At 45.9% G+C, this 25,066-nt stretch carries 22 protein-coding genes and 1 pseudogene; 7 read left to right on the top strand and 16 right to left on the bottom strand.

Going from position 1 to position 25,066, the window contains the following annotated elements; all coding sequences use genetic code 11:
- Positions 1-488: 488 nt before the first annotated feature.
- Positions 489-1,712, bottom strand: coding sequence for a multidrug effflux MFS transporter (locus DYH48_RS08375; RefSeq protein ID WP_115334503.1), 1,224 nt, complete (start codon positions 1,710-1,712; stop codon positions 489-491).
- A gap of 595 nt (positions 1,713-2,307) precedes the next feature.
- On the opposite strand from DYH48_RS08375, the pseudogene DYH48_RS08380 reads away from it, so the two are divergent.
- Positions 2,308-4,181 (top strand): annotated as a pseudogene (locus DYH48_RS08380) (choice-of-anchor I family protein).
- A 188-nt stretch (positions 4,182-4,369) separates the two neighbouring features.
- Here the strand turns inward: DYH48_RS08380 and DYH48_RS08385 are convergent.
- Positions 4,370-5,728, bottom strand: a complete 1,359-nt coding sequence (locus DYH48_RS08385; RefSeq protein WP_115334504.1) for an aminotransferase-like domain-containing protein — start codon at positions 5,726-5,728, stop codon at positions 4,370-4,372.
- A gap of 92 nt (positions 5,729-5,820) precedes the next feature.
- On the opposite strand from DYH48_RS08385, the gene DYH48_RS08390 reads away from it, so the two are divergent.
- The gene (locus DYH48_RS08390; protein WP_106650653.1) at positions 5,821-6,447 is read left to right on the top strand and encodes a LysE family translocator; all 627 of its coding nucleotides are present in this window, start codon (positions 5,821-5,823) and stop codon (positions 6,445-6,447) included.
- 186 nt (positions 6,448-6,633) lie between these two features.
- Positions 6,634-8,391 carry a SulP family inorganic anion transporter gene (locus DYH48_RS08395; RefSeq protein WP_115334505.1) on the top strand — a complete coding sequence of 586 codons (1,758 nt, stop codon included), beginning with the start codon at positions 6,634-6,636 and terminating at the stop codon, positions 8,389-8,391.
- A gap of 225 nt (positions 8,392-8,616) precedes the next feature.
- Here the strand turns inward: DYH48_RS08395 and DYH48_RS08400 are convergent, their stop codons facing one another.
- Together DYH48_RS08400 and DYH48_RS08405 are read right to left on the bottom strand one after the other, a co-directional pair.
- A complete protein-coding gene (locus DYH48_RS08400) occupies positions 8,617-8,814 on the bottom strand; it encodes a hypothetical protein (protein WP_006081839.1) in 198 nt (65 codons plus the stop codon).
- Positions 8,815-9,010: 196 nt separating this feature from the next.
- Positions 9,011-9,667 carry a glutathione S-transferase gene (locus DYH48_RS08405; RefSeq protein WP_115334506.1) on the bottom strand — a complete coding sequence of 219 codons (657 nt, stop codon included), beginning with the start codon at positions 9,665-9,667 and terminating at the stop codon, positions 9,011-9,013.
- Between the two features lie 375 nt (positions 9,668-10,042).
- Here DYH48_RS08405 and trhO point away from each other — a divergent pair, with 375 nt between their 5' ends.
- The gene (gene trhO, locus DYH48_RS08410; protein ID WP_115334507.1) at positions 10,043-11,047 is read left to right on the top strand and encodes an oxygen-dependent tRNA uridine(34) hydroxylase TrhO; all 1,005 of its coding nucleotides are present in this window, start codon (positions 10,043-10,045) and stop codon (positions 11,045-11,047) included.
- Between the two features lie 267 nt (positions 11,048-11,314).
- Positions 11,315-11,788 carry a hypothetical protein gene (locus DYH48_RS08415; RefSeq protein WP_006081836.1) on the top strand — a complete coding sequence of 158 codons (474 nt, stop codon included), beginning with the start codon at positions 11,315-11,317 and terminating at the stop codon, positions 11,786-11,788.
- A gap of 167 nt (positions 11,789-11,955) precedes the next feature.
- Here the strand turns inward: DYH48_RS08415 and DYH48_RS08420 are convergent, their stop codons facing one another.
- The 11 genes from DYH48_RS08420 to DYH48_RS08470 all read right to left on the bottom strand — a co-directional run bounded on the left by DYH48_RS08420 (position 11,956) and on the right by DYH48_RS08470 (position 21,547).
- Positions 11,956-12,198 carry a DUF2897 family protein gene (locus tag DYH48_RS08420; protein WP_012089332.1) on the bottom strand — a complete coding sequence of 81 codons (243 nt, stop codon included), beginning with the start codon at positions 12,196-12,198 and terminating at the stop codon, positions 11,956-11,958.
- A gap of 34 nt (positions 12,199-12,232) precedes the next feature.
- A complete protein-coding gene (gene kdsB, locus DYH48_RS08425; RefSeq protein WP_006081834.1) occupies positions 12,233-12,970 on the bottom strand; it encodes an 8-amino-3,8-dideoxy-manno-octulosonate cytidylyltransferase KdsB in 738 nt (245 codons plus the stop codon).
- 97 nt (positions 12,971-13,067) lie between these two features.
- Positions 13,068-14,138, bottom strand: coding sequence for a 3-deoxy-alpha-D-manno-octulosonate 8-oxidase KdnB (kdnB, locus tag DYH48_RS08430; RefSeq protein ID WP_006086829.1), 1,071 nt, complete (start codon positions 14,136-14,138; stop codon positions 13,068-13,070).
- 20 nt (positions 14,139-14,158) lie between these two features.
- Positions 14,159-15,349 carry an 8-amino-3,8-dideoxy-alpha-D-manno-octulosonate transaminase KdnA gene (kdnA, locus tag DYH48_RS08435; protein WP_006081832.1) on the bottom strand — a complete coding sequence of 397 codons (1,191 nt, stop codon included), beginning with the start codon at positions 15,347-15,349 and terminating at the stop codon, positions 14,159-14,161.
- Between the two features lie 194 nt (positions 15,350-15,543).
- Positions 15,544-16,161 (bottom strand): carbonate dehydratase, encoded by a 618-nt coding sequence (gene can, locus DYH48_RS08440; protein WP_006081831.1) that lies wholly within the window; start codon positions 16,159-16,161, stop codon positions 15,544-15,546.
- Positions 16,162-16,459: 298 nt separating this feature from the next.
- Positions 16,460-16,897 carry a type 2 periplasmic-binding domain-containing protein gene (locus DYH48_RS08445; protein ID WP_006081830.1) on the bottom strand — a complete coding sequence of 146 codons (438 nt, stop codon included), beginning with the start codon at positions 16,895-16,897 and terminating at the stop codon, positions 16,460-16,462.
- 10 nt (positions 16,898-16,907) lie between these two features.
- Positions 16,908-18,086: a porin gene (locus DYH48_RS08450; protein ID WP_006086826.1), complete on the bottom strand. Its 1,179-nt coding sequence runs from the start codon at positions 18,084-18,086 to the stop codon at positions 16,908-16,910.
- A 330-nt stretch (positions 18,087-18,416) separates the two neighbouring features.
- Positions 18,417-19,247 carry an alpha/beta fold hydrolase gene (locus DYH48_RS08455; protein ID WP_115334508.1) on the bottom strand — a complete coding sequence of 277 codons (831 nt, stop codon included), beginning with the start codon at positions 19,245-19,247 and terminating at the stop codon, positions 18,417-18,419.
- Positions 19,248-19,356: 109 nt separating this feature from the next.
- The gene (locus tag DYH48_RS08460; protein ID WP_012089326.1) at positions 19,357-20,070 is read right to left on the bottom strand and encodes a M15 family metallopeptidase; all 714 of its coding nucleotides are present in this window, start codon (positions 20,068-20,070) and stop codon (positions 19,357-19,359) included.
- Entirely contained in the window at positions 20,064-21,206 is a 1,143-nt protein-coding gene (gene dapE, locus DYH48_RS08465; RefSeq protein WP_012089325.1) for a succinyl-diaminopimelate desuccinylase, read from the bottom strand. Before dapE ends, DYH48_RS08460 begins: the two co-directional genes overlap by 7 nt.
- Positions 21,203-21,547 (bottom strand): ArsC family reductase, encoded by a 345-nt coding sequence (locus tag DYH48_RS08470; RefSeq protein ID WP_041411449.1) that lies wholly within the window; start codon positions 21,545-21,547, stop codon positions 21,203-21,205. Before DYH48_RS08470 ends, dapE begins: the two co-directional genes overlap by 4 nt.
- A 292-nt stretch (positions 21,548-21,839) precedes the next feature.
- Between DYH48_RS08470 and DYH48_RS23670 the strand changes: the two genes are divergently transcribed.
- Positions 21,840-22,010: a hypothetical protein gene (locus DYH48_RS23670; RefSeq protein WP_006086821.1), complete on the top strand. Its 171-nt coding sequence runs from the start codon at positions 21,840-21,842 to the stop codon at positions 22,008-22,010.
- Between the two features lie 893 nt (positions 22,011-22,903).
- Complete coding sequence (locus DYH48_RS08475) at positions 22,904-24,286, top strand: MFS transporter (protein ID WP_012089323.1); 1,383 nt, start codon at positions 22,904-22,906, stop codon at positions 24,284-24,286.
- A 228-nt stretch (positions 24,287-24,514) separates the two neighbouring features.
- On the opposite strand, the gene crr is transcribed toward DYH48_RS08475, so the two are convergent.
- The gene (gene crr, locus DYH48_RS08480) at positions 24,515-25,024 is read right to left on the bottom strand and encodes a PTS glucose transporter subunit IIA (RefSeq protein ID WP_006081821.1); all 510 of its coding nucleotides are present in this window, start codon (positions 25,022-25,024) and stop codon (positions 24,515-24,517) included.
- Positions 25,025-25,066 lie beyond the last annotated feature (42 nt).

Below are 25,066 nucleotides of genomic sequence, written 5' to 3' on the forward strand. Positions count from 1 at the left end.
GTTACAGCGACGGTAATCGCTCTAAAAATTAAGCCTGAAGGGTAATTCAGACTCCGAAATGCTGAACTGACTTCGTCGAAGACAAGTGACTCATCCCTTAGGATGCAGCAACTGTTGCAATGAACAGAATTTCATCATATTCAAAAAAAACAACATTTCAAGCCTTTTATGTAAAAAATAACCAACTTGAAACAATTTCACGTTTGAATGACTCGATAACTTGCTTGAATCGCCAAGTAACCTAGGCTGGTTTATGGGCTTATCTTATATTTTTCAGATTGTTAGATGCTTAAAAAGCAAAAACGGCACTAAAAGTGCCGTTTTGGTGTTGGAGGTTAGATAAGCAGATACTTAACTGTCGCGATTAAATATTACTTATTTGCTACATCTGTGAAAGCCAATGCGCTGTTTTCACGCGATCAAACATGTGTTGCCGATGTGGCATTGGTATCCATGGCTTTTAAAAATAGCCCCTTAAAAATAGATCCTTAAACCGTCGGCGGTATTTGATGCTTTGGACGGTTGAATTGGCAAATACCGACTAACACAATAGAACCTAACATGAGTGCAGAGAAGGGCACGGCTGTGCCATCGTAAAACACCGCCAATAACGGGCCCGCCAGTGCGCCACAGCCAAATCTTAAGGTGCCAATAACTGCGGTTGCGGTTCCCGTTTCTTGCTTGAACTTCATCAGTACTATCGCATCGGCATTGACTGACATCACCCCTAGGCTACCCATCAAAGGAATAAGCATGATCACGGTAAAGTGATAGCTCATATCCAGCAGGTTTACGGTTAATAAACCGACACCAGCAATCGCCCCGAAAAAGGTCGACACATGCAACATACGTAGCGAACCATAACGGCCCACGATGCGCGTATTGATGATATTGGCCAACATCAAAGCGCCGACGTTAGTGCTAAACAAGATGGCAAAATAGGATTTATCTAAGGCAAAGACTTCCATGTAAACGAAGGGCGATGCGGTGAGATAACAGAAAAATGAAAAAGACGTTAACACGCCACTGGCAATGTTTAACTTAACGCCAGGGCGGGAAAATACGGTCGCATAGGCGCCAAGAAACGATTTTTGGCTGCGGGTATCCATATCTTTATCGCTGGGCATTTTTAGCGCCAATAGCACCAGTAATAACAGGGTTGCGGCATAGGCGGATTGAATGAAGAAGATTAAATGCCAATCACCGAGTTCGAGGATCACGCTGCCAATGCTAGGTGCGAGTAATGGCGCTAACATCATGATTAAACTCACGTATGACATACCCTTGGCGGTATTATCACCATAGACTTCTTTGATGTATCCCGGCACCACCACAGTCGCAGCCGCGCCGATAAAGGCCTGTAAAAAACGTAGTCCAAGAAAGACTTCGACTTGACCCGCAAACCCAATCAGTAAGCTGGTGAGCATAAATCCACTCAGTCCCAATATCACCATAGGGCGACGACCAATGCGGTCGGCTAGGGGGCCGAAACATAACATGCCCAGCGCGTAACCCGCTAAGTAGATACTCAGGGACTGTTGCACTGTCGTGACATCGGTATGAAAACTGAGTGCCAATGTCGACATCGCAGGTAAGTACATGTCGATGGCCAATGGCGTGATCGCGACAATCGCCGCAAGCATGGGAATAAGCAGCGCTAAATTCGGTATACGTCTGCCGTTATGGGCAGAAGGTTGTGATTGTGGGTCCACTGTTACCTCGGGTGGCGAAAGAATTGAAAGCGTATTTCACAGGTTTATGCGGTGTGGTTTAAATTGTACTAGGACAATTCACGATTAATCCGCCATTTTGAAGCCAGTTCCTGCGCTACCAGTTTCTACACTAAGAGCGAGAGCACATGATCAAGATCATTGGCGGGGTTTAGGCAAAAGTGAATTGCGGTATTGTCTATTTGCATAGTTCAGACAGTAAGCAATAGCATAGTAAAGTGCTCGGACAAATAAACCAATCTTTGCGCTGATTTCTTTACTGTATTTTACCGATTAAATTGTAACTAAGTGGTAAGTTTGATTATCGAGGCATCACTTTAGTGGATTGAGCTGTTATCTTCACAAGATTCTTCATTTAAATCTTTCTTATCAAGTCTTTCTTATCAAATTGCAGTCCTTTGTAACTCAGTTCTTTACATCTTAGTCCTTCACATCCTTATGGTTCAAACTGACTCATTCGAAAGTGTGAGTTGTCATTTGAGTGTCACGGCTTTGTCATCCCAACGTCTTTTATGCTGACTAATTTAGTGGGCTTTAGCCTCACCCTACTAAAAATAAAATATTCAGGAATGACACGATGAAAACACAACGACTTCCGCTAGCCGCTGCCATTATGGCGAGCTTATTACTCGGAGCCTGCAGCGGTGATGATGGCGCAGCAGGTGATAAAGGCGACAACGGCTTAAATTCACTGGTTAACGTGACGGCATTGAATATCGGTGATGCAAATTGTCCCGCCGGTGGTCAGCGAATCGATACCGGATTAGATGCTAACAATAATGGACAATTAGATGACAACGAAATTGCAGCAGCGCAAACCCAATATGTTTGCCAGCCACAAACTGCAGGCTTAAAAGCTGAGTTAATTGGTCGTCATCAGACTGGCGTTTATGGCTTAAGTGCCGCTGAAATCGTTGAATATCACAGTGCATCTAACCGTATTTTTGTGGTCAATGCCATTAGCGGCAAAGTGGACATTATTGATGGCAGTTTATTAGCAACCGCATCCAATGCCGCTGATCCGTTAGCATTGAATAATCTCGAAAAATTTGGCGAACTTGATGTTGCTAAAGACGTTGGCCAAACCTTTATGGGTAGCGTTAACAGTGTGAGCATTTCAGGCAACTTGTTAGCGGCTGCGATTGAACGTGGCGATGCTGACGGCAATAAAACCCAAGCCAATGGTTTTGTCGCTTTTTATCAGCTTAACGGCACAGATGCACCGCAGTATATCAGCGCGGTAGAAGTCGGCGCTTTACCCGATAACGTGGCATTTACCCACGATGGTAAAACCTTATTAGTGGCTAATGAAGGCGAGCCAAATCCAGCCTATACATTAGATCCTGAAGGCAGTGTGGCGCTGATTGCAATTACTGATAGTAAGCCCGCAGCCACTGCGACTATTATCGGTTTTAGTGAATTTAATCAGGGCGGTGCACGTGCCAGTGAGATCACTCCAGACATTAAAATCAATGGCCCAATGGCGAGTGTGGCGCAGGATTTAGAACCTGAATATATCGCCATTAGCCAAGATAACCGCCGTGCGTTTGTCAGTTTGCAAGAGAACAATGCCATTGCCGTAATTGATATCGCCAATGCCAAAGTCGCCAAGATTTTACCACTAGGCCTTAAGGATTACGGACTTGAAGTGAATAAAATTGATGCGAGTGACAAAGACAATCTTGTCAACCTGCAAAGCTACACAGGCGTCTACGGCATGTATCAACCCGATACTGTCGCGACCTACCGTTGGAACAATACCGACTTTATCGTTACGGCCAACGAAGGTGATTCCCGTGATTATGCGGGCTTTTCTGAAGAAGCCCGCGCAGGGGATTTAGTGCTCGACCCAAATCACCCACAATTTGCCGCTGCAAAAATAAAACGCAGTTAGCCCGCCTTAAAGTGACCACTAGCATGGGTGACGACGATAAGGACGGCGATTACGACAAGATAGTCAGCTTCGGTGCTCGCTCATTCTCGATTTGGAGCGCAGACGGTCAGCAAGTCTTTGACAGTGCGAGTGATTTTGAACGTATTACCGCGGCACTTTTAGGCAGTCACTTCAACAATAATAACGAAGAAAATAAAGGTGATAGCCGCAGCGATGACAAAGGACCAGAGCCAGAAGCCTTAGCCCTGGGTCAAATTGGCCAACGCTTATATGCCTTTATTGGCTTGGAACGCACCGCAGGCTTTATGATTTATGACTTGACCAATCCCTTCGATGTGCATTTTATCGATTATGTTGTGAATCGTGATTTTGAGGCCGACTTTGTTATCGATACAGATACGGGTGAAGTTAAAGGGGATGCAACATTGGCGGGTGATTTAGGGCCAGAAGGGATGAAATTTGTCAGTGCCGATAAAAGCCCTAACGGTAATCCTTTGTTAATCATAGGCAATGAAGTCAGCGGCACGACGAGTGTTTACCAACTAAAGATTAAATAATGGTGCGTTAGTGGTTTATAACTAATTACTTGTTCATCAAGCTTGTCAGTAACATCAGCGCCAGTAGCATACATGCTACTGGCGCTTTTTTATGCTCTCTAATTTTATAAATTAGCTATTTAGTGTGAATTAACTTCATCTGACATGGCGCATAAAAATTGGCTGAGTTCGGAGGTTTTTAAGCGCTATTACACCACTGAATAGGCATTTTGTACCAGGGAGTGAATCGTCGCCTCGATACACTCAATCGCATGTTGAAATTGACTGTCGTTTTCGGCGCCGCCAAGGCTTAAGCGAATAAAATTGTCATGGCAATTAAAGTCATCTCCGTTACGGATCAAAATGCCTTTAGCGGCCAGTGCAGTGACAAGATGATGGGCCTTGATATCTTCTGGCAGTTGTAGCCAACCGTTCAGTCCTCGCCAAGTTTGGGTTAATCCCAGTCGTTCGCCCATGGCGATACAGATGCATTGCCGTTGGCGCACTATGGCGTCGCGATCGGCAGTGATTTGGCCTTTCTTAATCAACTGACAGGCTATTTCAATGTTCAGCGGCGATACCATCCAGCATTGGCTATGAATCGCAAGTCGCACTTGGGCGATAAGTGGTTCAGGCACCAGAATAAAACCTTGCCTTAGGCCGCCAGAAAACAATTTGGACAGGCTGGAAATATAAATCACCCGTGGGATAGCCAGCTGCTTGGCTAGTTGCCACAGGGGCGAATGCCACTCTTCAGGTAAACAATAATTCACATCATCTTCAATAATATAAAACTGATACTGCTCGGCCAATTCAAGGAGTTTTTGCCGCTGTGATTCACTGTACTGAATACAGGTAGGGTTTTGATTATTAAGGGTTAGATAGACTAACTTGGGATGGTGGATTTGCACTAACGCCTCAAAACGGGCGAGATCCACGCCATCATGGGTGAGGGGGACTCCAATGCTGGTCACGCCAAGCTGCTTAGCGCAAATTCTCACGCCTGGATAACTGTATTGCTCGTGCAGCAGCACATCGCCTGTCGATAAAAATGCACTCAAACAGGCAAAAATCGCTTGCTGACCGCCGTGGGTAAAGATCAGTTGCTCAGGCGTTTGTTGTATGCCGCGTTGGTTAAGCCATTGGTGAAACACTTGTTGATGTTGGTCTAATGGACTGGCGCGATAACCCAGTAACTGACTGAGCTTTGTCGGGTCTTTTGCTAATTGGCTGAGGCAATCACTGAGAGTGCTGATTTGATCTGTGAGTGGCTGCTGGCAGGTCGCCATATTCAATTGTACGTTAGCTGTATCAGCTACTGGTGAGGCGTTGACATAGGTGCCATCACCCACGCGTGCTTCAACATAACCCCTTTGCTCCGCCAATGCATAGGCACGGGTTACTGTGCCAATAGTGATACCTAAGGCATCCGCTAGGCGGCGCTGCGGTGGCAGTTTACTGCCTTGGGTCAACACCTTCTGTAAAATGCCTTGTTCTATCGCACTGACTAAGCGCTGATATTTAGGGCCTGAAAAAGCGTTTAGGTCTGGCGTCCAGATTGTACCCATGACAATAAATCCATTGATCTCTAATATTCTCCGTATATTATTTATCGCATCTATTTATGTCAATAAATGTATGCATACAATTTAAGGTGAATATGAATACTGCACTACTCTATGATCCACAATTATGGACCTTGATGGCTTCTGCCGCGTTGTTTTGTGCAACCATGACCATGACGCCCGGACCGAACAATATCCTCTTAGCGAGCTCTGGTGCACATTTTGGTGTGCTGCGTACCGTGCCGCATATTGCAGGGATCCGCTTGGGTTCGACCTCTTTACACCTTGCGGTATTATTCGGGCTTGGCACCTTGTTCGAAGCACTGCCAGTATTGCACCAAGTCTTAAAATATTTCGCTTTAGCGTATTTGCTGTATCTGGCGTACAAATTAGTGACATCGCCAGTACAGAGCACGCATTTAGATGACGGACGAAAACCTATGACCCTGATTGAGGCCGCCTTATTTCAATGGATTAATCCTAAGTCGTGGATGTCGACCATCACTCTGTGCAGCGCTTTCACTCTCGGCGGTGATGGCTTTTGGCTCAGTGCCTTTCTTGGGGTATTAACCTTTAACTTAGTAGGATTTCCGGCTTCATTTACTTGGGTGTTTGTTGGTGCGGCGATCAGTAAGAAACTCAATACGGATAGACGTAAGCGTCATTTTAATTGGTTTATGGGCAGTTTACTTTTAGTGTCACTGCCGATGATATTGCGCTAACTTAGTGTGCAATCAGCGCCTAACTCCATAAATATTCTGAGGAAAATACTCGCGTAATGATTGGCTTTATGCCATAACCAACATACTATTGCTGGCTGTTAGGTCATGACCTTTTCGCTGAATGTTTTCAGTCTCGGTTATACTGGTTAGTGCTTATCTTGATAGTGTGTATATGGAGGTTGCCGAGTGAAGTTCCCTAGTTTGATTTCGTTTATGCCGGGATTGGCGCAATTATTACAATATGAAAAGCAATGGCTTAGGGATGATGTACGTGCTGGCTTGTCCGTTGCCGCCGTGGCATTACCCGTCGCCATTGCCTATGCCCAGCTGACAGGCGTCAATGCTGCTGTAGGTTTGTACTCCTGCGTATTGCCTATGCTGGTATACGCGCTATTTGGCACCTCAAAGCAATTAATCGTGGGTCCAGATGCGGCGACCTGCGCCGTTATCGCCGCCGTTGTTACACCCCTCGCTGCGGGCGATAGCATGAAGCACTGGCAGTTAGTCATGACAATGACAGCCATGACAGGCTTTTGGTGCCTGATTGCGAGCCGCTTTAAGCTGGGTGTGCTTGCTGACTTTCTGTCAAAGCCGATTTTAATGGGATTGCTGAACGGGGTCGCGATCACCATTATCGTCGGACAATTTTCGAAGATTTTTGGTTTTACCTTCGACGAGCGCTATTTAATCGAACGCCTCAGCGGCGCCCCTTCTTATTTATCAAAAACCCATTGGCCGACGTTGACTATGGGGATTGTGACGCTCGCGACCTATGCCTTAGTGAAGCGGTTTCGCCCCCAATGGCCCGCATCTATGTGCGCAATGGCAATGGCGGCGTTCCTCGTTTGGGTATTTAACCTGACGAGCTTTGATATTAGCGTTGTCGGGGAGGTGACTTCAGGACTACCTTCATTTCAAGCACCGGCTTTTGATTTGGGTATTGCCCGTGAGTTGGTGGTGCCCGCGCTCAACTTAGCCATGGTGAGCTTTGTGAGCATGATGCTGACGGCCCGAAGTTTTGCGGCAAAAAATGGTTACGATATAGATGCAGATAAAGAATTCAGGGCATTAGGTTTAGCCAATATTGCATCCGCCATCTCCCAAGGGTTTGCGGTGAGCGGCGCCGATTCCCGCACTGCGGTGAACGATGCCAATGGTGGCAAGAGCCAGTTAGTCTCCATCATAGCGGCGGTATTGATTGGCGTTGTCGCGCTGTTTTTTACTGCACCGTTGAAGTACATCCCTAGCGCAGCTTTAGGCGTGGTATTGGTGATTGCCTCTATTTCGCTTATCGACCTTAAGTCGCTGTGGAATCTGCGTGTGCGCGATAAGTCAGCGTTCTTGCTTGCGTGTATCACTTTATTTTCCGTGCTATTTATTGGGGTGATTCCTGGGATCACTTTGGCCGTGTTATTGGGATTATTCCAGTTCCTCGCTACGGTAATGCGCCCCACGGACCAAGTGCTTGGCTTAGATCATAAGGGTGTTATCCGTAGCGTCGATGATTCGGGTAAAGCTAAATCTGTGCCTGGCGTATTTATGTATCGCTTTAATTCGCCGTTAACTTACTTTAATGCGACGTATTTTAAACGCCGTTTACTGGAAAAGTTTATTCGGGAATCTGAGCCAGTCGATTGCATCATTATTGATGCCGTGCCTTGTTTTACCCATTTAGATTTAAGCGTGATGGCTATGTTGGCTGATTTACATCAATTGCTTAAAAAGCGTGGAGTACGTTTAGTGCTTGCGGGGCGTAAACGACAGATGCTGAGTTGGTTCGAGCAAGCGGGTATGCAGACAGGGGAAGGTGGGATTTTGATCCGGCCAGATTTGTATCTCGCCCTTAAAATGAATCAAAGCTATAAACAAGCCTTGGCTGAAGGGCAGGCGCCCGTGATCCAAAAAGTCCCTGATGACTCAGTATTGTTGCATAGCCATTTATAGCGAATGGTTTGAATTTAAAGATTAAGTCAAAGTGGATTCATTCAAATAGCGCAGCCTAAGGTTGCGCTATTTTTTTACGTGTTTCAGTACTTGTTTAAGTTTTTGTAAGTATTTGTTTAAATGCTTGTTTGTGTGCTTTGATTCGTATTGAAATGAGTCTTTGAATTGGGCGGGTCAATGATGCAGTAGCAAGTGTTGTCGCCCAATGTGATGGTGTTTGACGGCTTAGTCTTTGAGAATTCTATCGAGGGGAATAAAACCGTGATAACCGTAATATCCCATAGGGCCGAGGATCAAACTGAGTAGGCACCATAACCATTTTTTGTTGGTGCTGAGATCCACTTTACTTTTGAAGGCTCGTAGGGCGAAAAGAAAATGCAGTAGCATCAGGCCCCCAAGCATAATAATGATATTGATATCCATATGTTCCAACTGCCTTATCCTTGTGTTCTATCATTCACGCCTTTGAAAGATATTAAGCGCGGTTACATTTATCTTGAGAAGCTTGCCTAGTGACCGGTAGCTAAATTAGCCATCTCACTAACTGTCAAATACCTTACTCGAATATTTTACCGATGGCTATAACATAAAATAAAAATAATCTTTAAATCTTATTGGCTTACATGTCTCCTAACAAGCAAGTTGGAGAATGGCTAGCGTCCCAGATCACATATTTTTCCATCGCTCGAATAAATATTTCACTCGAAATGAGGTTTTCTAGCCAAGCGGCGAGTCGCGGAAAATCATCGCTCAGTGCACGTTTAAGATCCACTGCGGCAAATTGGCGTATAAAAGGCACGATGGCGTAATCGGCAAGACGAGGTGTCTCGGCAACTAAAAAGGAGTGTTGCCCTAAGCATGCTTCAAGTTGCGTGAGGAAATGGCTCGCTTGCTGGTAATAGTCGGCTTGCGTTTGTTCAGGGTAACGGTCAGCATATTTATAGCGGTCGAGCCATGGCTTAAATTGCTGATCATTTTGCGCGATAAGTTGCGCCATTTTATCTTCAATTACAGGGCTTTGTTGACATAGCAGATCTAAGGGATCCGCTTGCGTGAGTGCCCAGCGCATGATCTCAATACTTTCGGCAATCACTTCGCCATTGGCTAGCACTAATACCGGCACTGTCCCTTTGGATGAAGCGGCCAGCATTTGCGCTGGTTTAGCTTTGAGGGTGATTTCGCGGACTTCAACATTGCATTGGGCGAGTAAGAGTCCCAAACGCGCTCGCATGGCATAGGGGCAACGGCGAAAAGTGTATAAGACGGCTAAAGCCATTAGGATTTCCTCTACTGTGCGGCGCTAATGCGACGCAAGTTGGTGCGATGAACACTGATGTCGGCTTGTGTCTTCTACATGTACATGCTTATTGACGACGCGAGTGTGCCAGTACGAATGCCGCGTGCCAATCAGGCAGTGTGCAAAGGGCGCAGATGGTAACGCTTTCATATTGAAATTTCTGCTTAATTTGCCTGCAGAAAATAATTTTTCTTACCTCTGTGCGTAAAGAATTAAAGACCCTGCATTTTATCTGTGTTTATCTTGCTGTGACTCAGGTAGAATTCCGCACTATTTTGGGATCTGTAGCCAGTCTACAGATGATTGATTTGTTTATGCACTGGAAATTAAGTTCCAGCTAGCAAAGAGGGTGTTATGGCTAAAGTTGTCGTGTGTGCGTTATATAAATTCGTGTCTTTACCGCATTTTGAATCTATTCGAGCGCCACTGCTTGCTATGATGGAACAGGCCGAGATCAAAGGCACTCTGCTCCTCGCAAGCGAAGGGATTAATGGCACTGTTGCCGGCACCCAAGAAGCGATCGAAGCATTATTGGTTTGGCTTAATAGCCAAAACGGCCTAGACAATATTGTTCACAAATTGTCATTCGACGATGAAATGCCGTTCTACCGCACTAAAGTCAAACTGAAAAACGAAATCGTCACTATGGGCGTTGAAGGCATTGATCCACTTAAAGTGGTTGGCACCTATGTTAAGCCTCAAGATTGGAATGCGCTGATTTCTGACCCTGACGTGATTTTAGTCGACACCCGTAACGACTATGAAGTGCAAATCGGCACTTTTAAAAATGCCGTTAACCCTGTGACTGAAACCTTCAGAGAATTCCCTGAATATGTGAAGCAGAATCTTGATCCTGCTAAACATAAAAAGGTTGCCATGTTCTGTACTGGTGGTATCCGCTGTGAGAAATCAACCGCGTATTTGAAAGAGCAAGGCTTTGACGAGGTCTATCATCTCGAAGGCGGCATTCTTAAATACCTTGAAGAAGTCAAAGCAGAAGAAAGTCTGTGGGAAGGCGAGTGCTTCGTGTTCGATAATCGCGTCGCGGTTAACCATGACTTGAAGAAAGGTCAATACGATCAATGTAATGCTTGCCGTATGCCAATCACTGAAGCTGAAAAACAGAGCCCTGCCTATGTGCAAGGTGTCAGTTGCCCACATTGTATCGATAAAATTTCTGACGAGCAGCGTAAACGTTTTGTTGAGCGTGAGCGCCAAGTGAATCTGGCAAAAGCCCGTAACGAAGCGCATATCGGTAGCGATGTGAATCAAGTGATTGAAGCGCGCCGCGAGAAAAAAGAAGCGCAGCGTCGACTTGCCGCCGAGAAAAATAACGCGAAAAAATCGCAAGTGCTTTAACTTTATATTTCATTGGATTAGCTGCTAGTTAGTCATGAGTTTGCACTGAGTTCGTTTCTCGTTCAGGCAGCTCATACATTGCTCTCGATTTGAATATGGTTGCACTATGGCCCGACTCGTTCGGGCCATTTTTTATGCCGAAAATCTTAAATTTATGATAACTTTCAGTCGCTAGTATTAAAAAACGCGAGTATTACTAGTATTAAAAAATAAAGTCGAGTGCCATTAAACGAAAGGGAGTGATTCAGTGCAAGGTAGGCAAAGCGCATGAGCATTTGGAAAGAGCTATACGATATTTTCGATAAGGAACGCAGTCGCTGGCAGCAATCGAGCGCCAGTAAGCAGGCGATTGCCTTTGAGTTAAAAGCCAATTTGGGCTTTCTGGCCGATGCGTTAAGCAGCGGTTTATCGCAAAGTGCGATCGCCAGCGGTTTAGAATGCAGTATTTTTGAGGCAAAACTGAAAGAGGGCGCTGCACTCACTGCGTTAAATCGCCGTAAAGTGACCCTGAAGTTTATTGGCGAATTTGCCGAGTTTGCTAAGTATGTCGGTAAAGAGAACGACGCTTTAGTCGAGAATGCTTACTCTAAAATCAAATCACTGCAGAAATTAGTCGCGGCCGAGCCCAATAAAAGCCACGATCTGAGGATTAAATCCCTGTTTCGCTTCTTAGTCTTTTTAGTGGCGCACCTTGAGGAGCAGCCATTGAGTCGCACATCAGCGAAAAAAGCTGAAGGTTGATGCGTGGGCAAGCTTGTGATTAATACGATTGGTATAAGAGACAAAAAAGGCGCTTATGGCGCCTTTTCTATGTTTGCTAACGTTATTGCTCAGCTTTTTAGCGCAGTCTTTAAGAGGCGTGTTTACGAATCATCTTTCAACACACTCTTTAAAGGCCAATATTGAGTTTAGCCCTTAGGTGGCTCATCTGTTTTATTGGCTTCTGAGTCCGCAGAACTTGGCTTGTTTGAAGCATCATCTGCGTCATTCTCTGCTGCCGAAGGCTCGGCAGTAGGCTTTATCTGCTTATCTTTACCATGTTGGCCGAACTGCGGCAGTTTGAACTTAGCACTGTATTTCAACGCGGCAAGATTGCTGGCGATGACACCGACGATCAAAATAATAATGATCCAGACTTCTAAGGTCGACATACTCAGCTCCTGTTTCGAATAGACTCACGAGCGATTAATCAACCGCTAAACGTTGCTCACATTTACGAATGTCTTCTGGCGTATCAACTTCAATAGAATCAAAGGCGCTAATGGCGATTTTGATTTTATGGCCGTACTCTAATGCACGTAATTGCTCGAGTTTTTCCAGATCTTCTAGACGTCCTAATGGCAGAGCGGCGAAGGCTTGGACGAATTTGCGGGTATAAGCATACACACCTAAGTGCTTATAAACGGGGTAATCTTGGGTGTCGCGGCCAAAAGGAATACGCGAACGAGAGAAATACAAGGCATAGTTGTTGTTATCGAACACCATCTTCACATGCATAGGATCGTCAAGCTCGGCTTTATTCACGATTTCAAAGCCTAAGGTGGCCATTTCAAACTCACCTGGGTGACGCTCGAAGAGGCTGATGACTTGCTCGATGGATGTTGGGTCAATAAGGGGTTGATCGCCCTGTAGGTTGATCACTAAGTCGTCATCTTTCAGTCCCAGTTGGTTTATCGCATCATTGATACGATCTGTACCCGATGCCGCTTCTGGGCTGGTCATGACCACTTTGCCGCCAAAACCTTCAACGGCCGCTTTAATGCGGTCATCATCGGTAGCGACATAAATATTGGTGAGGCCTTTGGCTAACGACGCGCGTTCATACACGTGTTGGATCATTGGCTTGCCGTTAATCGGGGCTAAGGGTTTGCCCGGGAAGCGGCTTGAACCGTAACGAGCCGGGATTAACAGAGTCACATTCATCAAATTATCCTACTTTTATCAAAGATATACAGTGTAGAAATACAATGCATATAGACAAAAGGGCTCACAATTGAGCCCTTTTAATATGTGTTAGAGCTTAGATGCGACGGAACAGGGCAGTCAACATTTCGTCTGTGACTTTCTCTTCCCAACCCGCGCCGTAAACGTTAGCCCATAGTGGACCCATGCTCTTAGTCACGGCAACCATTTTAGCGATGGTTTCGTCTGGCAGATCTTTACAGATGTTCTTCGGCAGTGTGATGTTGTGTTTCTTCATCATCAAACGGAACTCTTCAACACCTTCTGGATAGAATTCTTCTAACACGTCAAAGGCGATACAGTTGCCGATACCGTGGTGGTAACCCAGGATATAAGACAGACCGTAAGAAACCGCGTGACAGGCACCCACTTGGCTATAGGCTATGCTCATGCCGCCCATGAAAGACGCCATCATCAGCTTGTCGTCTTTATCTATATGGTCGTCTAAGTACACTTGGCGACATAAATCCATGGCTTTTTCAGCGTAGGATTTAGAGAATTCGTTTAAGAAGGTACCTTGTAAAGATTCAACACAGTGGATATAGCAATCCATACCTGTGTAGAACCATTGGTCCGTTTCAACGCCTTCGATTAACTCAGAATCCATGATGATTTGATCGAATACTGTGTAATCTGAGTTCAGACCTAGCTTACGCACTGGACCACATAACACGGCGGTGCGTGACGCTTCTGCACCAGTACCAGAAATCGTTGGGATACCAATGTGGTGTACCGCTGGGTTCTTGATTAAGTCCCAACCTTGGTACATGGCAGAGCCACCTGGGTTCGTCAGCATCAGCGATACCGCTTTAGCCACGTCCATGGTTGAACCGCCACCTAAACCCACTACGCTGACAGGCAGTTTGCTATTAAAAGCTTGAACTTGCTCTGTTAACGTGTCGATTTGAATGGTGCTTGGCTCTTCATCAACGTTAACCCAAATCACCATATCTTGTGCTTTAGCTGGGATACGGCCTTCAAGGGCTTTGCCTTGATGCACGTCATCGACTAAAAATACCACGAAGTCGTCGGCGGTTTTACGTTCAGCAGCTAACACTTCATCCAATTGGACGAATGAGCCACGGCCAAAGATCATTTTTTCAACTACTTTAAAATTCTTAAAACTCATTGCAACAAACTCCCGTAGAATTATTGGGCAAATGCTTTCTTGATGTTTTCGATACGCTCAGCGATCTGAGCATCGGTCCAAGACAACTTGATGAGCATAGAAATGGTGCGGCTCATAATGGCATCGGATTTAGGCACAGAAACTTGAGTATAGTCAGGTCTGTCGGCGATTAATGTGATTGGCAACGCAGCAGATGCCTTAAGCTCCTGAATGTGTTTCCAGTTTTTCAAATAATGCCAGTTGTTTACATACCAGTAGAAGCAGCCATCGACGCCGTTTTCAGCCAGTTTTTTGCTGATTTCAATAGTACGCGCTTCGGTTGGCAACATAAAGGTTAAGAAGCCCGCTGAATCGCCTTCTGGATCGGGGATCAGGCGGAAGGTTACTTCTGGGATAGCAGCGGCCATCGCATCTTTAATGGTTTTTTTGTTTTTACGTTGGATATCGATAATGGTATCGAGTTTACGTAATTGCGCTAAACCTAAGGCGGCGTTCATTTCCGAAATACGGAAGTTCAAGCCAATGATTGGGTGTGACTCAGCGCCGCGGTCTTTACCTATGTGGTCATGGCCGTGATCTGAGAACATGTGCGCGTTGTTGTAGATTTCAGTGTTATTAGTGATCACTGCGCCACCTTCACCACAGGTGATGGTTTTGACTGAATCGAATGAGTAACAACCCACATCACCGATAGTTCCGAGGGCTTGACCCTTGTAGCTGCCACCAATGGCTTGGCAAGCATCTTCTAAAATCTTGATGTTATGTTTTGCACAAACGGCTTTGATCTCGTCCATCTTTGCCATAGAACCACACATGTGCACTAAGTTAATCGCTTTAGTACGTGGGGTAATCGCGGCTTCAATACCTTCTGGAGATAAACACAGTGTCTCGTCGATTTCGGCAAAGATAGGAATCGCGCCTGCCATAAAAATCGCTTCAACTGAGGCAACAAAGGTAAAAGGTGGCACGATAACTTCGTCGCCAGCGCCAATGCCCGCAGCCATCATGGCCGTTTGCAGTGCAGCGGTACCGCTTGATAAAAGGTGAGCATGCTTCACGTTCATTTTCTCGCAGAGCAGTTGCTCCATATCGCGAGTCTTCCAGCGATCATTACGCATATGGTCGAAGTTGTAACGGAAGGTAAAACCGTTTTCCATAACGTCAGCGACTTCCTGCTTCTCTTCAGGACCAAATAATTCAAAACCGGGCATGGAAGGTATCTCCTTAGAATATGTCGCGCATAGGTCGCGCTGCAATTAACTGGCGGATTATAACTGGGGTAATAGACCCTTGCGATGTTTTATTGCTGAAAATTGCCATGGAAAAAGAAAAACCTGCACAGGTGCAGGTTTTATCTGAGTATAGCTGACACTTAGCTAAGGGTTAAAAGCCTAGATTCAGGCCGTTAGCGTGGATTGGCTAAGCCGTGTTCACGATCGACCGTGACATCTAAATCTGTCAGTAAACCGTTATCAATGCCGTAAATCCAGCCGTGTACTGCGACTTCTTGGCCGCGATCCCAGGCTTCTTGCACTATGGTTGAACTGGTGACGTTGGCAACCTGCTCAATCACGTTTAGCTCGCACAGGCGATCAAAACGTTTGGCTTCATCCATCTGTTTTAATTCATCTTGATAGATACGGTAGATATCACGTAAATGCCCGAGCCAGTTATCGATAAGGCCTAAGCGTTGCTGACTCATGGCCGCACGCACACCACCACAGCCGTAGTGACCCACCACCATAATGTGCTTCACCTTGAGCACATCAACGGCGTATTGCAGCACAGATAAGCAGTTAAGATCGGTATGGATCACCATGTTGGCAATATTGCGGTGAACAAAGACTTCACCCGGCATAAGATCGATGATTTGGTTAGACGGTACGCGACTATCTGAGCAGCCAATCCACAGGTATTCAGGATGTTGCTGTTTCGCTAATTGCTCGAAGAAATCAGGATTTTCTTGGCGTATACGTCCGGCCCAGCGGCGGTTGTTGTCGAATAAAGGTTTGAGTAGTTTCATTTTAACCTATTGTTTTATTGACATATAAAATGTCTTCTCATGCTCTAATTCATGCAAGCAGCACATTTTTAGCAAGAGTATACCAGCAAAATTGTTTCTGCTGGTCTATCCAATTAAGGTTTGAATCGGGATATTGAGAAATCGAGATTATTTTTTCTTAATAGTACTGTAAATGGATAGCTTCTCTCTGGGGATTCGAGCGCCATTTGCGGGGGTGTTTGGGGTTAATATCGCGCTAATGCTGAGTGAAAACCTTGTCCGCCAGAGGTTAAGGCGGACAAGGATGATGCTAGATGGACTAGAACTTACTGATCACTTTCACGCTATCGTTCACTTCGCTGACGTCAACAAACCCGATCATATTGGGATTGGCGGCAATCAATGAGAGCATTTCAGCGCTAGAGTCGACGACTTTTGGCGGTTGGCCTTGGCCTGAAAAGACCAGTTTTGACCAATAGGCTTTGAGCTGACTCTCGGTTTTATTGAGGATTTGCTTCACGAACGCATCACGGGCGGGTGAGCCCTCGGGTTGATCGAGCGCGACCACAGTGCCACCACTGGGGAAAGACTTAAGTTTACCTAAATAGATACGTGAAATATCCGCAGCGCTAATTTCTGACGTATTAGAAGGATGCACCACGACGGCAATTTCGGCTTGCACACAGGCACTGCCAAGCAAAAGCGCACTGGCGACTAAGGTTTTCATCATCAACCGAGATCTTATTAATAGTTTCATGTTTAACTCCTTAAAAAACTAAGTCTATTGCCATACTCAGCAACTGTTCATCGGAGGACGGTTTGTCATTGCTGTAGTTGGTGTACTCCAGTTTTAGCGCTGCTGAGGGATGGAAATCCCAGCGTGTACCTATGATGTAGTAGGAGCTGTCTTCTTGCTGTGCTTCAAGCGCAGCTTTTGTACCAAAAACCAGAGGCGCTAGCGCAGCTTGGTTTGCTGGTGGCAGGCTATTGTATAGCGGTAACATGCCTTCATAGGCATCGTATTGTGGATCGTTTTTATCGATACCGTAGGTTAAGTGGAAGGTGAAATCCTTATAGCGGATCCCGCCGGAAACAAAGGCCGAATCTTGGATGTTAAAACTGCTGGGATCGACGTCAATGCGGGTGTATTCCGCCAACACGAACCATTTACCCGCATCATATTTAACGTTAGCGCCAATAAGTAACGCGCTGTCGTTAATGGGTAAAAGATCATCGACCACTTGCTGACTAAATAACCCTGTTTGGGCAATCGCATCGCCTAGGCCGAGCAAAGCGGGTAACTCGTAGGAGAAATCGGTCACTATGCCAATATTCAAGCCGTACTCGAACCCAGAGGTCACAAAGTTAAAGTTCATTATGTGGCCCTTGGCGGAGAAGGGTGCGGGAGGTGTTGATGAACCTATAGGTGCGTAGTCGGAAACGGAAGTGGTGATGTATTTATAGGTCAACCCGACTTCGGTATCGCCCCATAAATCGGAATACACTAAACCGACACCTTCGCCTGAATTAAACGGCAACGAATAAACGCCGCGGGGCGGGGTGATCCAATGATAGGCATAGCCTACGTCAATATAATCAGAGTATTTATACAGGTTAAAGCGCTGGCGGCCCGCCATGAGCATAAGTTTGTCGCTGATGTCATAGGAGATATAAGCCCATTCAAATTCGGCACTGTAATCGTTATTGCCTCGGGATAGCACTTGCGCCGTAGCTCTTAAGCCACTGCCCAGATCGGCGGTAAATTGTAAGGCAACTTTTGAATCGTTATTAAAGTTGAGCTCTTTGTCATAGTCATAATAGCTTTTATCGTCACTGAGACTCGAACCCGCGACAATAGAGGCAAATCCATTTATTTGAACATCGGCATAAAGAGACGGCATATAAAGTGTGCTGAGCACGCAGAGGGCAACTGTACTTTTTCTCATGGCAGAATACCTTGTTGAGGGAATACAGTAATAAAGGTAGTTGATAAATGGTAGATTTCACCTTTATGCAACATTTTTTGAGACGTTGACATCAAAATGGTGATTTATACTTGTTAATGCTGATTTAACGGTGGAGTCTTGGAAAACTAGGCGAGCTAACCTGCGGTGCTAAATCAAGTAAAGCCTAATATATTCATGGGTTAAACAGGGGGAACGTGGATTTGGTATTGAGGGTATGGGTTAAGCCGAATAGCCATCTTCAAGATGCGAATGCCCACACCTTGAAGATTTATTTCGCAACAGTATTTAGCGACGGTATTTAGTGACAGATTAGTGATGTTTAGCGAGAAAATCGGCTAAGTGTTGATTGATAAATTCGGCTTGTTCAAGGGTCGAGATATGTCCCGCCGCAGGAATATGCACCAGTTGACTGCCATCGATGACATCACTCATTAGGTAGCTTTCGAGCACACTGCGCGCTTTATCCTCAACGCCCGCCATGATGAGGCAGGGGAGTGTAAATTGCTCCGCACATTCCATGGTATCGCGGCGACCAAAAATCATTCGTCCAAGTTTCACTATCGTGGGGATTTTTTCTGCTGAGATTGTGGCAAGTGAGTGTTCAAAGCCAGCGACCAGTTCAGGTGTGTTATGCGCGGCATTGTTTGCGAAGAACAAAGGTGAAATCGCACTGATAAGCGGCGCAGGAATCGCCTTAGCGGCGGTAATCATATCCAGCATGCCATCATATTTCGCGCGGGTCACTTCGGGTTCAAAACCGATAAAACTGTCGAGCATGACTAAGGTTTTCACCCTTGCTGGTGCCTTGAGTACCAGTTCGGCCCCCCACATTGCACCTACTGAAAGTCCGATAACACTAAAGTCAGTGATGTCGAGATCATCCATTAAGGCCAACATGTGATCGGCAATATCGAGCAGGGTTTTACCGTTATCGGGCAGTAAATCTGACTGACCATGACCCCACAGTTCTGGCACAATACAGCGGTAATGGGCACTTAGCGCGGCAATTTGAGGCGCCCACATGGCGCTATCCCACAAATAACTGTGGCCAAACAACAATACAGGGCCTGTACCGACATCAAGGTAACTTAATTTACGATCGGCAATAATGAGCTGCTGACGGTGTGCAGAAAAATCCATAAAACCTACTTAATTAAATATATCATTATGTTAAGCCTATTTGGTGCCCATTTTGGCGATAGAGCGCTGGACTTAACCTTTACAAAAATCTGCGACTAATATCCCACAGCTAAGGCTGAGCGATACGCAATACGTATTCATCCACTAGATAGTCTAATCGTGCTAGTACCGCATCTTTTAGTAACATATCACTGTTTTCTAAAAGGATTGCCAGTTCGGCACGATCGAATTGCGGCAACAATAATTGCGCAACAGGGAAATAGCTGATGTGCCAAGGCTCAGGACTGACCGCGCTTTGTCCCTGTTGAAACGGGAAATAAAAGCCAAAATCATGGGCATTCTCCACTAGCCAAGCATGCAGTTTGGCGCAGGGGCCAGCTTGGACATATTCAGCTTCAACAAGGCGCAGGGCTTTGACATCAATTTGATTCGCATCGAACACATCGAGATCTGTGCCCCAGTGGTGACGTGAAGCGCCGGGCAGCGCCGACCAGAGCAAAATCAAGTCGACGATGGCATCATCACTCAATCCCTTAATGCTTACCGCCTGCTCGTTGGCATCCAATACCGCGCGTTTACCGCTGGCCTTGGCATTCCAAATCGCCAGTTGTCGCTCAAAAGGGCGGTGGGCAGAGCAGATGGCGAGTGCTATGCCCGCATCTTTGGCTTTTTCCGCCATCGCATTAAAGGCGATGGCGGTGTTCGCTTCGAGCCAAAAGCTATGATACCCAAGGTGATACGGACTTAAATATTCCACCAATTCAGGGGAGTTTAAGCCGTAAAGTCTTGCGGTTTCGGGGCGGATCTCTAGGTGTGTTAGCACAATAGTTGTTCCAAAATCACTTCATAACACAGGGCTAGCTGCTCAAGGTCGTCCACTTTAACGCATTCATTCACTTTATGAATGGTGGCGTTCACTGGGCCAAGCTCTAACACTTTAGCACCCGTTGGCGCGATAAAGCGTCCGTCCGATGTGCCGCCTGTGGTTTGTGGATCTGTCTCATAGCCTGTGACTTGGCGAATAGCAATACGGGTCGCGTCAAGCAGTGGACCATCGCCGGTTAAAAATGGCAGACCATTGAAAATCCAGCTAATATCGTAGCCTAGCTCGTGGGCTTTCAATAAGGCTTCAACCCGTTCAATCAATATTTCGGCGGTCACTTCGGTGGAGTAACGGAAGTTAAACATCACGTCCAATGCGCCGGGGATCACATTCGATGCGCCGGTGCCGCCATTAATATTGGCGATTTGGAAGCTGGTGGGCGGAAAGAACTCATTGCCATTATCCCAGTGCATCTGACTCAGCTCAGCTAAGAAAGGCGCGGCTTTGTGGATTGGATTATCGGCAAGGTGTGGATAGGCCACGTGGCCTTGAATGCCTTTCACGATTAAGTTGCCGGTTAAACTGCCGCGGCGACCATTTTTGACCACATCACCCAGCTTTAGGGTAGATGAAGGCTCGCCGACTAACGCCCAGGTGATCTTCTCGTTGCGCGCTTCTAAGGTATCAATGACTCGCGTCGTGCCGTTGATGAAGGGGCCTTCTTCATCGCTGGTGATCAAAAAGGCGATTGAGCCATTATGATCGGGATGTTTAGCCACAAAACGTTCGGTGGCAATGACCATAGCCGCCAATGAACCTTTCATGTCTGCGGCGCCGCGGCCATATAAGTAGCCATCGATAATGGTGGGCACAAAAGGCGGCGTGTGCCAGCGGCTCACATCACCTGTTGGCACAACATCTGTGTGGCCGGCAAAACAAAAGACCGGACCTTCATTGCCACGGCGAGCCCACATATTGGTGGTGTCTTCAAATACCATAGGTTCGATATTAAAGCCGATGGCGCTGAGTCTTTCAGCCATTAAGGTTTGGCAGCCTTCATCAAGCGGCGTCACCGAAGGGCGGGCTATCAGCGCTTTTGTCAGTTCCGTTACGGGATAATCATCGGCTGGTATCATAGTGAAAATACTCTTTTATAGGCGGCTTCATCAAAGCCAATCAGCACGTGTTCACCGACGACCAAGACGGGGCGTTTGATCAGTGTCGGTTGCGCCAGCATAAGTTGAATGGCTTTGGCTTGATCGATATCGGTTTTATCTGCGTCACTGAGTGCACGAAAGCTTGTGCTGCGCTTATTGAATACGGTTTCCCAGCCTGAGGTGTTACACCAGAATTCGAGGTCTTCTTGGCGTAGGCCGTCATCTCTAAAATCATGGAAGTGAACTGGAAGTTGATGATTTTCAATCCATTTGCGTGCTTTACGCACTGTATCGCAATTCTTAATACCGTAGAGGGTCAAAATGATGCTCCAGTGTGGATGGACGCTTGGCTGGCAAGCATTGATTTTGCTGGCATTGTGGCATTGTGCGCCGCATGTCACAAGTAGGATGTGTCGCTGAGATAGCGTGAGCATAAAAATGTCAGTGCATCCGCCTTTACATGCCTGCTGTTGTGGGCTGTAAGCGTTATCTGAGCATGGGGGAAAGTCTGTTCGTTTGTATTAAAAATAGGCTAAAGGCTTAAGCGTCGCTTAAGTTTTCCGCTCTAATGTCTAAGCGTGTAATTGTTGTCATTAGTTGAGGGAAATCATCATGAATATCGCCAATGTGGGTCAATCATCTGCGAGCATGCAGTCATCATCGATACAAGCTCAACAGAAACAAGCCAATATCTCGCCTCAGAAAGTAGAGGAAGTGAATGAGTCATCCCAAGAGCGTGCGAAAGAGGCGGGCAAAGGGGAGTCCGTCGACACTTTTGCTTAAAGCTTTTTATTTGAGTTGGTTGCCTAAGTTCGTGGCTTGAGCTTGATACTCGAGCTTGTTATTCAATTTAGTTTCTCAAGTCAGTTAGTTAAGTTCATGGCCTAAGTTAAATGCTTAAAGTTAGAGGCCATTCAGGTCGGCGGTTGTCATCTCAATTGCCGACTTTTCCTCTTAATTTTACCTCTACTCTATTAGCGTCTCCATTCAGTGTCTTTATTGCCGATATTGTTATGTCCTCGGGTTTTAATGCGATATAGCCGACGAGTGTTTTAGAGGATTTGATAATGACTACCGACCTAAGTGAAATGCGCATCAGCATTTATGTTGTGCTTAAATTTCATGCAGTGTTGAAAGAATGCATTCTGAACAGGGTGCGACATGTCATTTATCCTCACCAAAACAGTCAATGGACATCTACCTAGAATATTATCGGCCTAGAACGTTATGTGTTTTGGCTGTCGAAGAAATGATCTCTACATCGCTTTTCCATTCCGTGTTTACATTATTCACCATCGTTAGGTGCTGCTTTCTTTTTTGCTTTAAGCAATTGTTAAGTATCTTTTTTAATATTTTTCATCATCATTACTATGACTAATCATGCCTATTGTCTCACCACACTCTCACCTTTATGCACTTTCATCCTTCAGCACTTTCAGCTCACAAGGTTGTTCACTTTTTAGCGACCTGAGCCTGAGCTAAGGATTTCAACCAAAACCCATAAGTCGAGGTAAGCTCTATGCGTTTAGCATCAGACACTCGGTATTTATATTTAATACGCCACAGATAAAATCGTTAACACTTGTTTAACCAAAACTGTCTGTTATATATTGTTTTCTCATTAAAATCAGCTTGATATCTGGCGTTGACTCTAGCGCGACTTTTAAAGGATTAAAATGCACAGCGATGTTTCTTGGCAGCGATTTAAGCAATTTCCGCGCTTGATGTGGATATTTTTGTTTGGGTCTTTTATCACCCGTGGCAGTTATTACATGGTATGGCCATTTTTGGCCGTTATTTTATATGAGAAATTCGCGCTAAGTGCCACTGAGGTCGGCATGGTCTTGTCCTGCGCCGCGATTATTTCGGTATTTACGAGCTTTGTTGGTAGCTCATTGTCCGACAGAATAGGTCGTCATAAGCTGATGTACCTGACGGGCATCCTCTATATCATCTCGTTTTCGTTATTGGCTGAAGCCAATTCTGTCGAGGGGTATGTGGTTGTGATGACCCTGTGCTCTATGGCCACGTCACTGTGGCGACCGCTGACATCGGCGGCTATTGGCGACATCATTGCCGATCCTAAGACGCGCGAATTGGCGATGCAGTCGCTGTATTTTATCGTCAACGTTGGCTGCGCCGTTGGCCCTATGCTTGGGGTATGGCTTGGTCTTACGGGCAAGCAGTCCAGTTTTTACCTTACTGCAGTGGCCTTTGCCGTGTTGTTAGCCTTGTTATATTGGGGATTTAACCATCAAACCCGTCAGGATGTTGCTTTGGCGGCTGGCGCCTCATCGAATGACAATTTAAGTGACGCTACGAGTGGTACTGAAAGTGATGGTGCAAGTGGTAGTGTAAATGACATGACAAGTGATGGTGTTAATCGTGGCGTGAATGGCTTATCGAGTGATACTGAGACGAGCACGAAAAAAGCGGCTGTCGTGAGCCGTAAGCAAATTGTCGCCATTCTATTGCAAGATAAACTGCTGCAATGTTTAATTTTCGCCAATATTCTGTGTATGTTCATTTATGCCCAAATGGACAGTTCGTTGATCCAATATCTCACTCGCGCTGGCGCGCCTGATTTACTGACGTTAATCTCTGGCATGATTTTCACTAATGCTATGGTGATTATCTCAACCCAATTTTTGCTATTGAAACTCATGGCCCGTTTTCCGCTCGTCAAACGGATTCAAATCGGATTGCTGTTACTTATCTGCTCACAAATCTGGCTGGCATTTAATCCACTGGATCTTTTTTGGGGCTGGATAGGGGCAATTATGGTGATGAGCGTCGCCGAGACGATTTTGTTTCCTACTATGAATGTGCATATCGACCGCTTAGCCCCTGACCATCTTCGGGGTGCTTACTTTGGCGCCGCCTCATTCTATGACTTAGGCTTTGCGCTCGCGCCCCTTGGCGGCGGTATTATATTGGATCATTTTGGCGGTCAGTGGCTGTTTTTGACGGGCGCCGCACTCTCGGTATTGGTGATTTATCTGTACAGCATTTTAGATAGACTACCGCGACCCGATTTTTCCATGTTTAAAGCGGATTAGTATACGAGAACTCTATCTCAGCTCGTTGCAGCTAACGTGATGGCTTAGCGTGAAAACGACCGAAATGGATTGTTCTAAATGCTGTGTATCGAGACTGCTACAGCTTGGCGAATTCAAATACCGTGTTAGGCTCGGTTTTCAAACACTTAAAAGGCTGACTCATGATTATGAGTCAGCCTTTTATTATTCAAAACACAACCGATAAACGATGCATGTTAAACAGTTAAATTAGAGCTGTACCGTAAAGATCACGTCTTTACCTGCAGTGACACTGCCTTGAGCCTTGTCTAGGTATTTGACGTCTTCCATGTTCGCCAGTACGACAGGGGTGAGTAGGCTGTCGACTTGATCTTTAAGATAATCAATATCGAAGGACAAAATCGGATCGCCGACTTTCACTTCTTGGCCTTCTTGGGCTAAACGTTTAAAACCTTTGCCTCTCAGCTCGACTGTGCCGACACCAAAGTGCACAAATAATTCTAAACCTTGGGGAGACTCAATGCTGAAGGCATGATTTGTCTCAAAAATTTTTCCGATGGTGCCGTCGATAGGCGCAAGAATTAATTCGCCTTTGGGGGCGATAGCAATGCCATCACCGACAATCTTCTCAGCAAAAACCACATCGGGGACTTTTTCAATAGCGACGATATCGCCTGAAACGGGGGCATATACCATGATACCGCCAGCTAACTGAGTCTGACCCGATACCAAGCGCCTTATTCGGCTTAAAAATCCCATAATCTAGAGCCTCTTTTGCTTGTTTTTGTCATTGTTTTTGTT

Origin of the sequence: Shewanella baltica (genome assembly GCF_900456975.1) — a bacterium.
Taxonomy (GTDB): domain Bacteria; phylum Pseudomonadota; class Gammaproteobacteria; order Enterobacterales; family Shewanellaceae; genus Shewanella; species Shewanella baltica.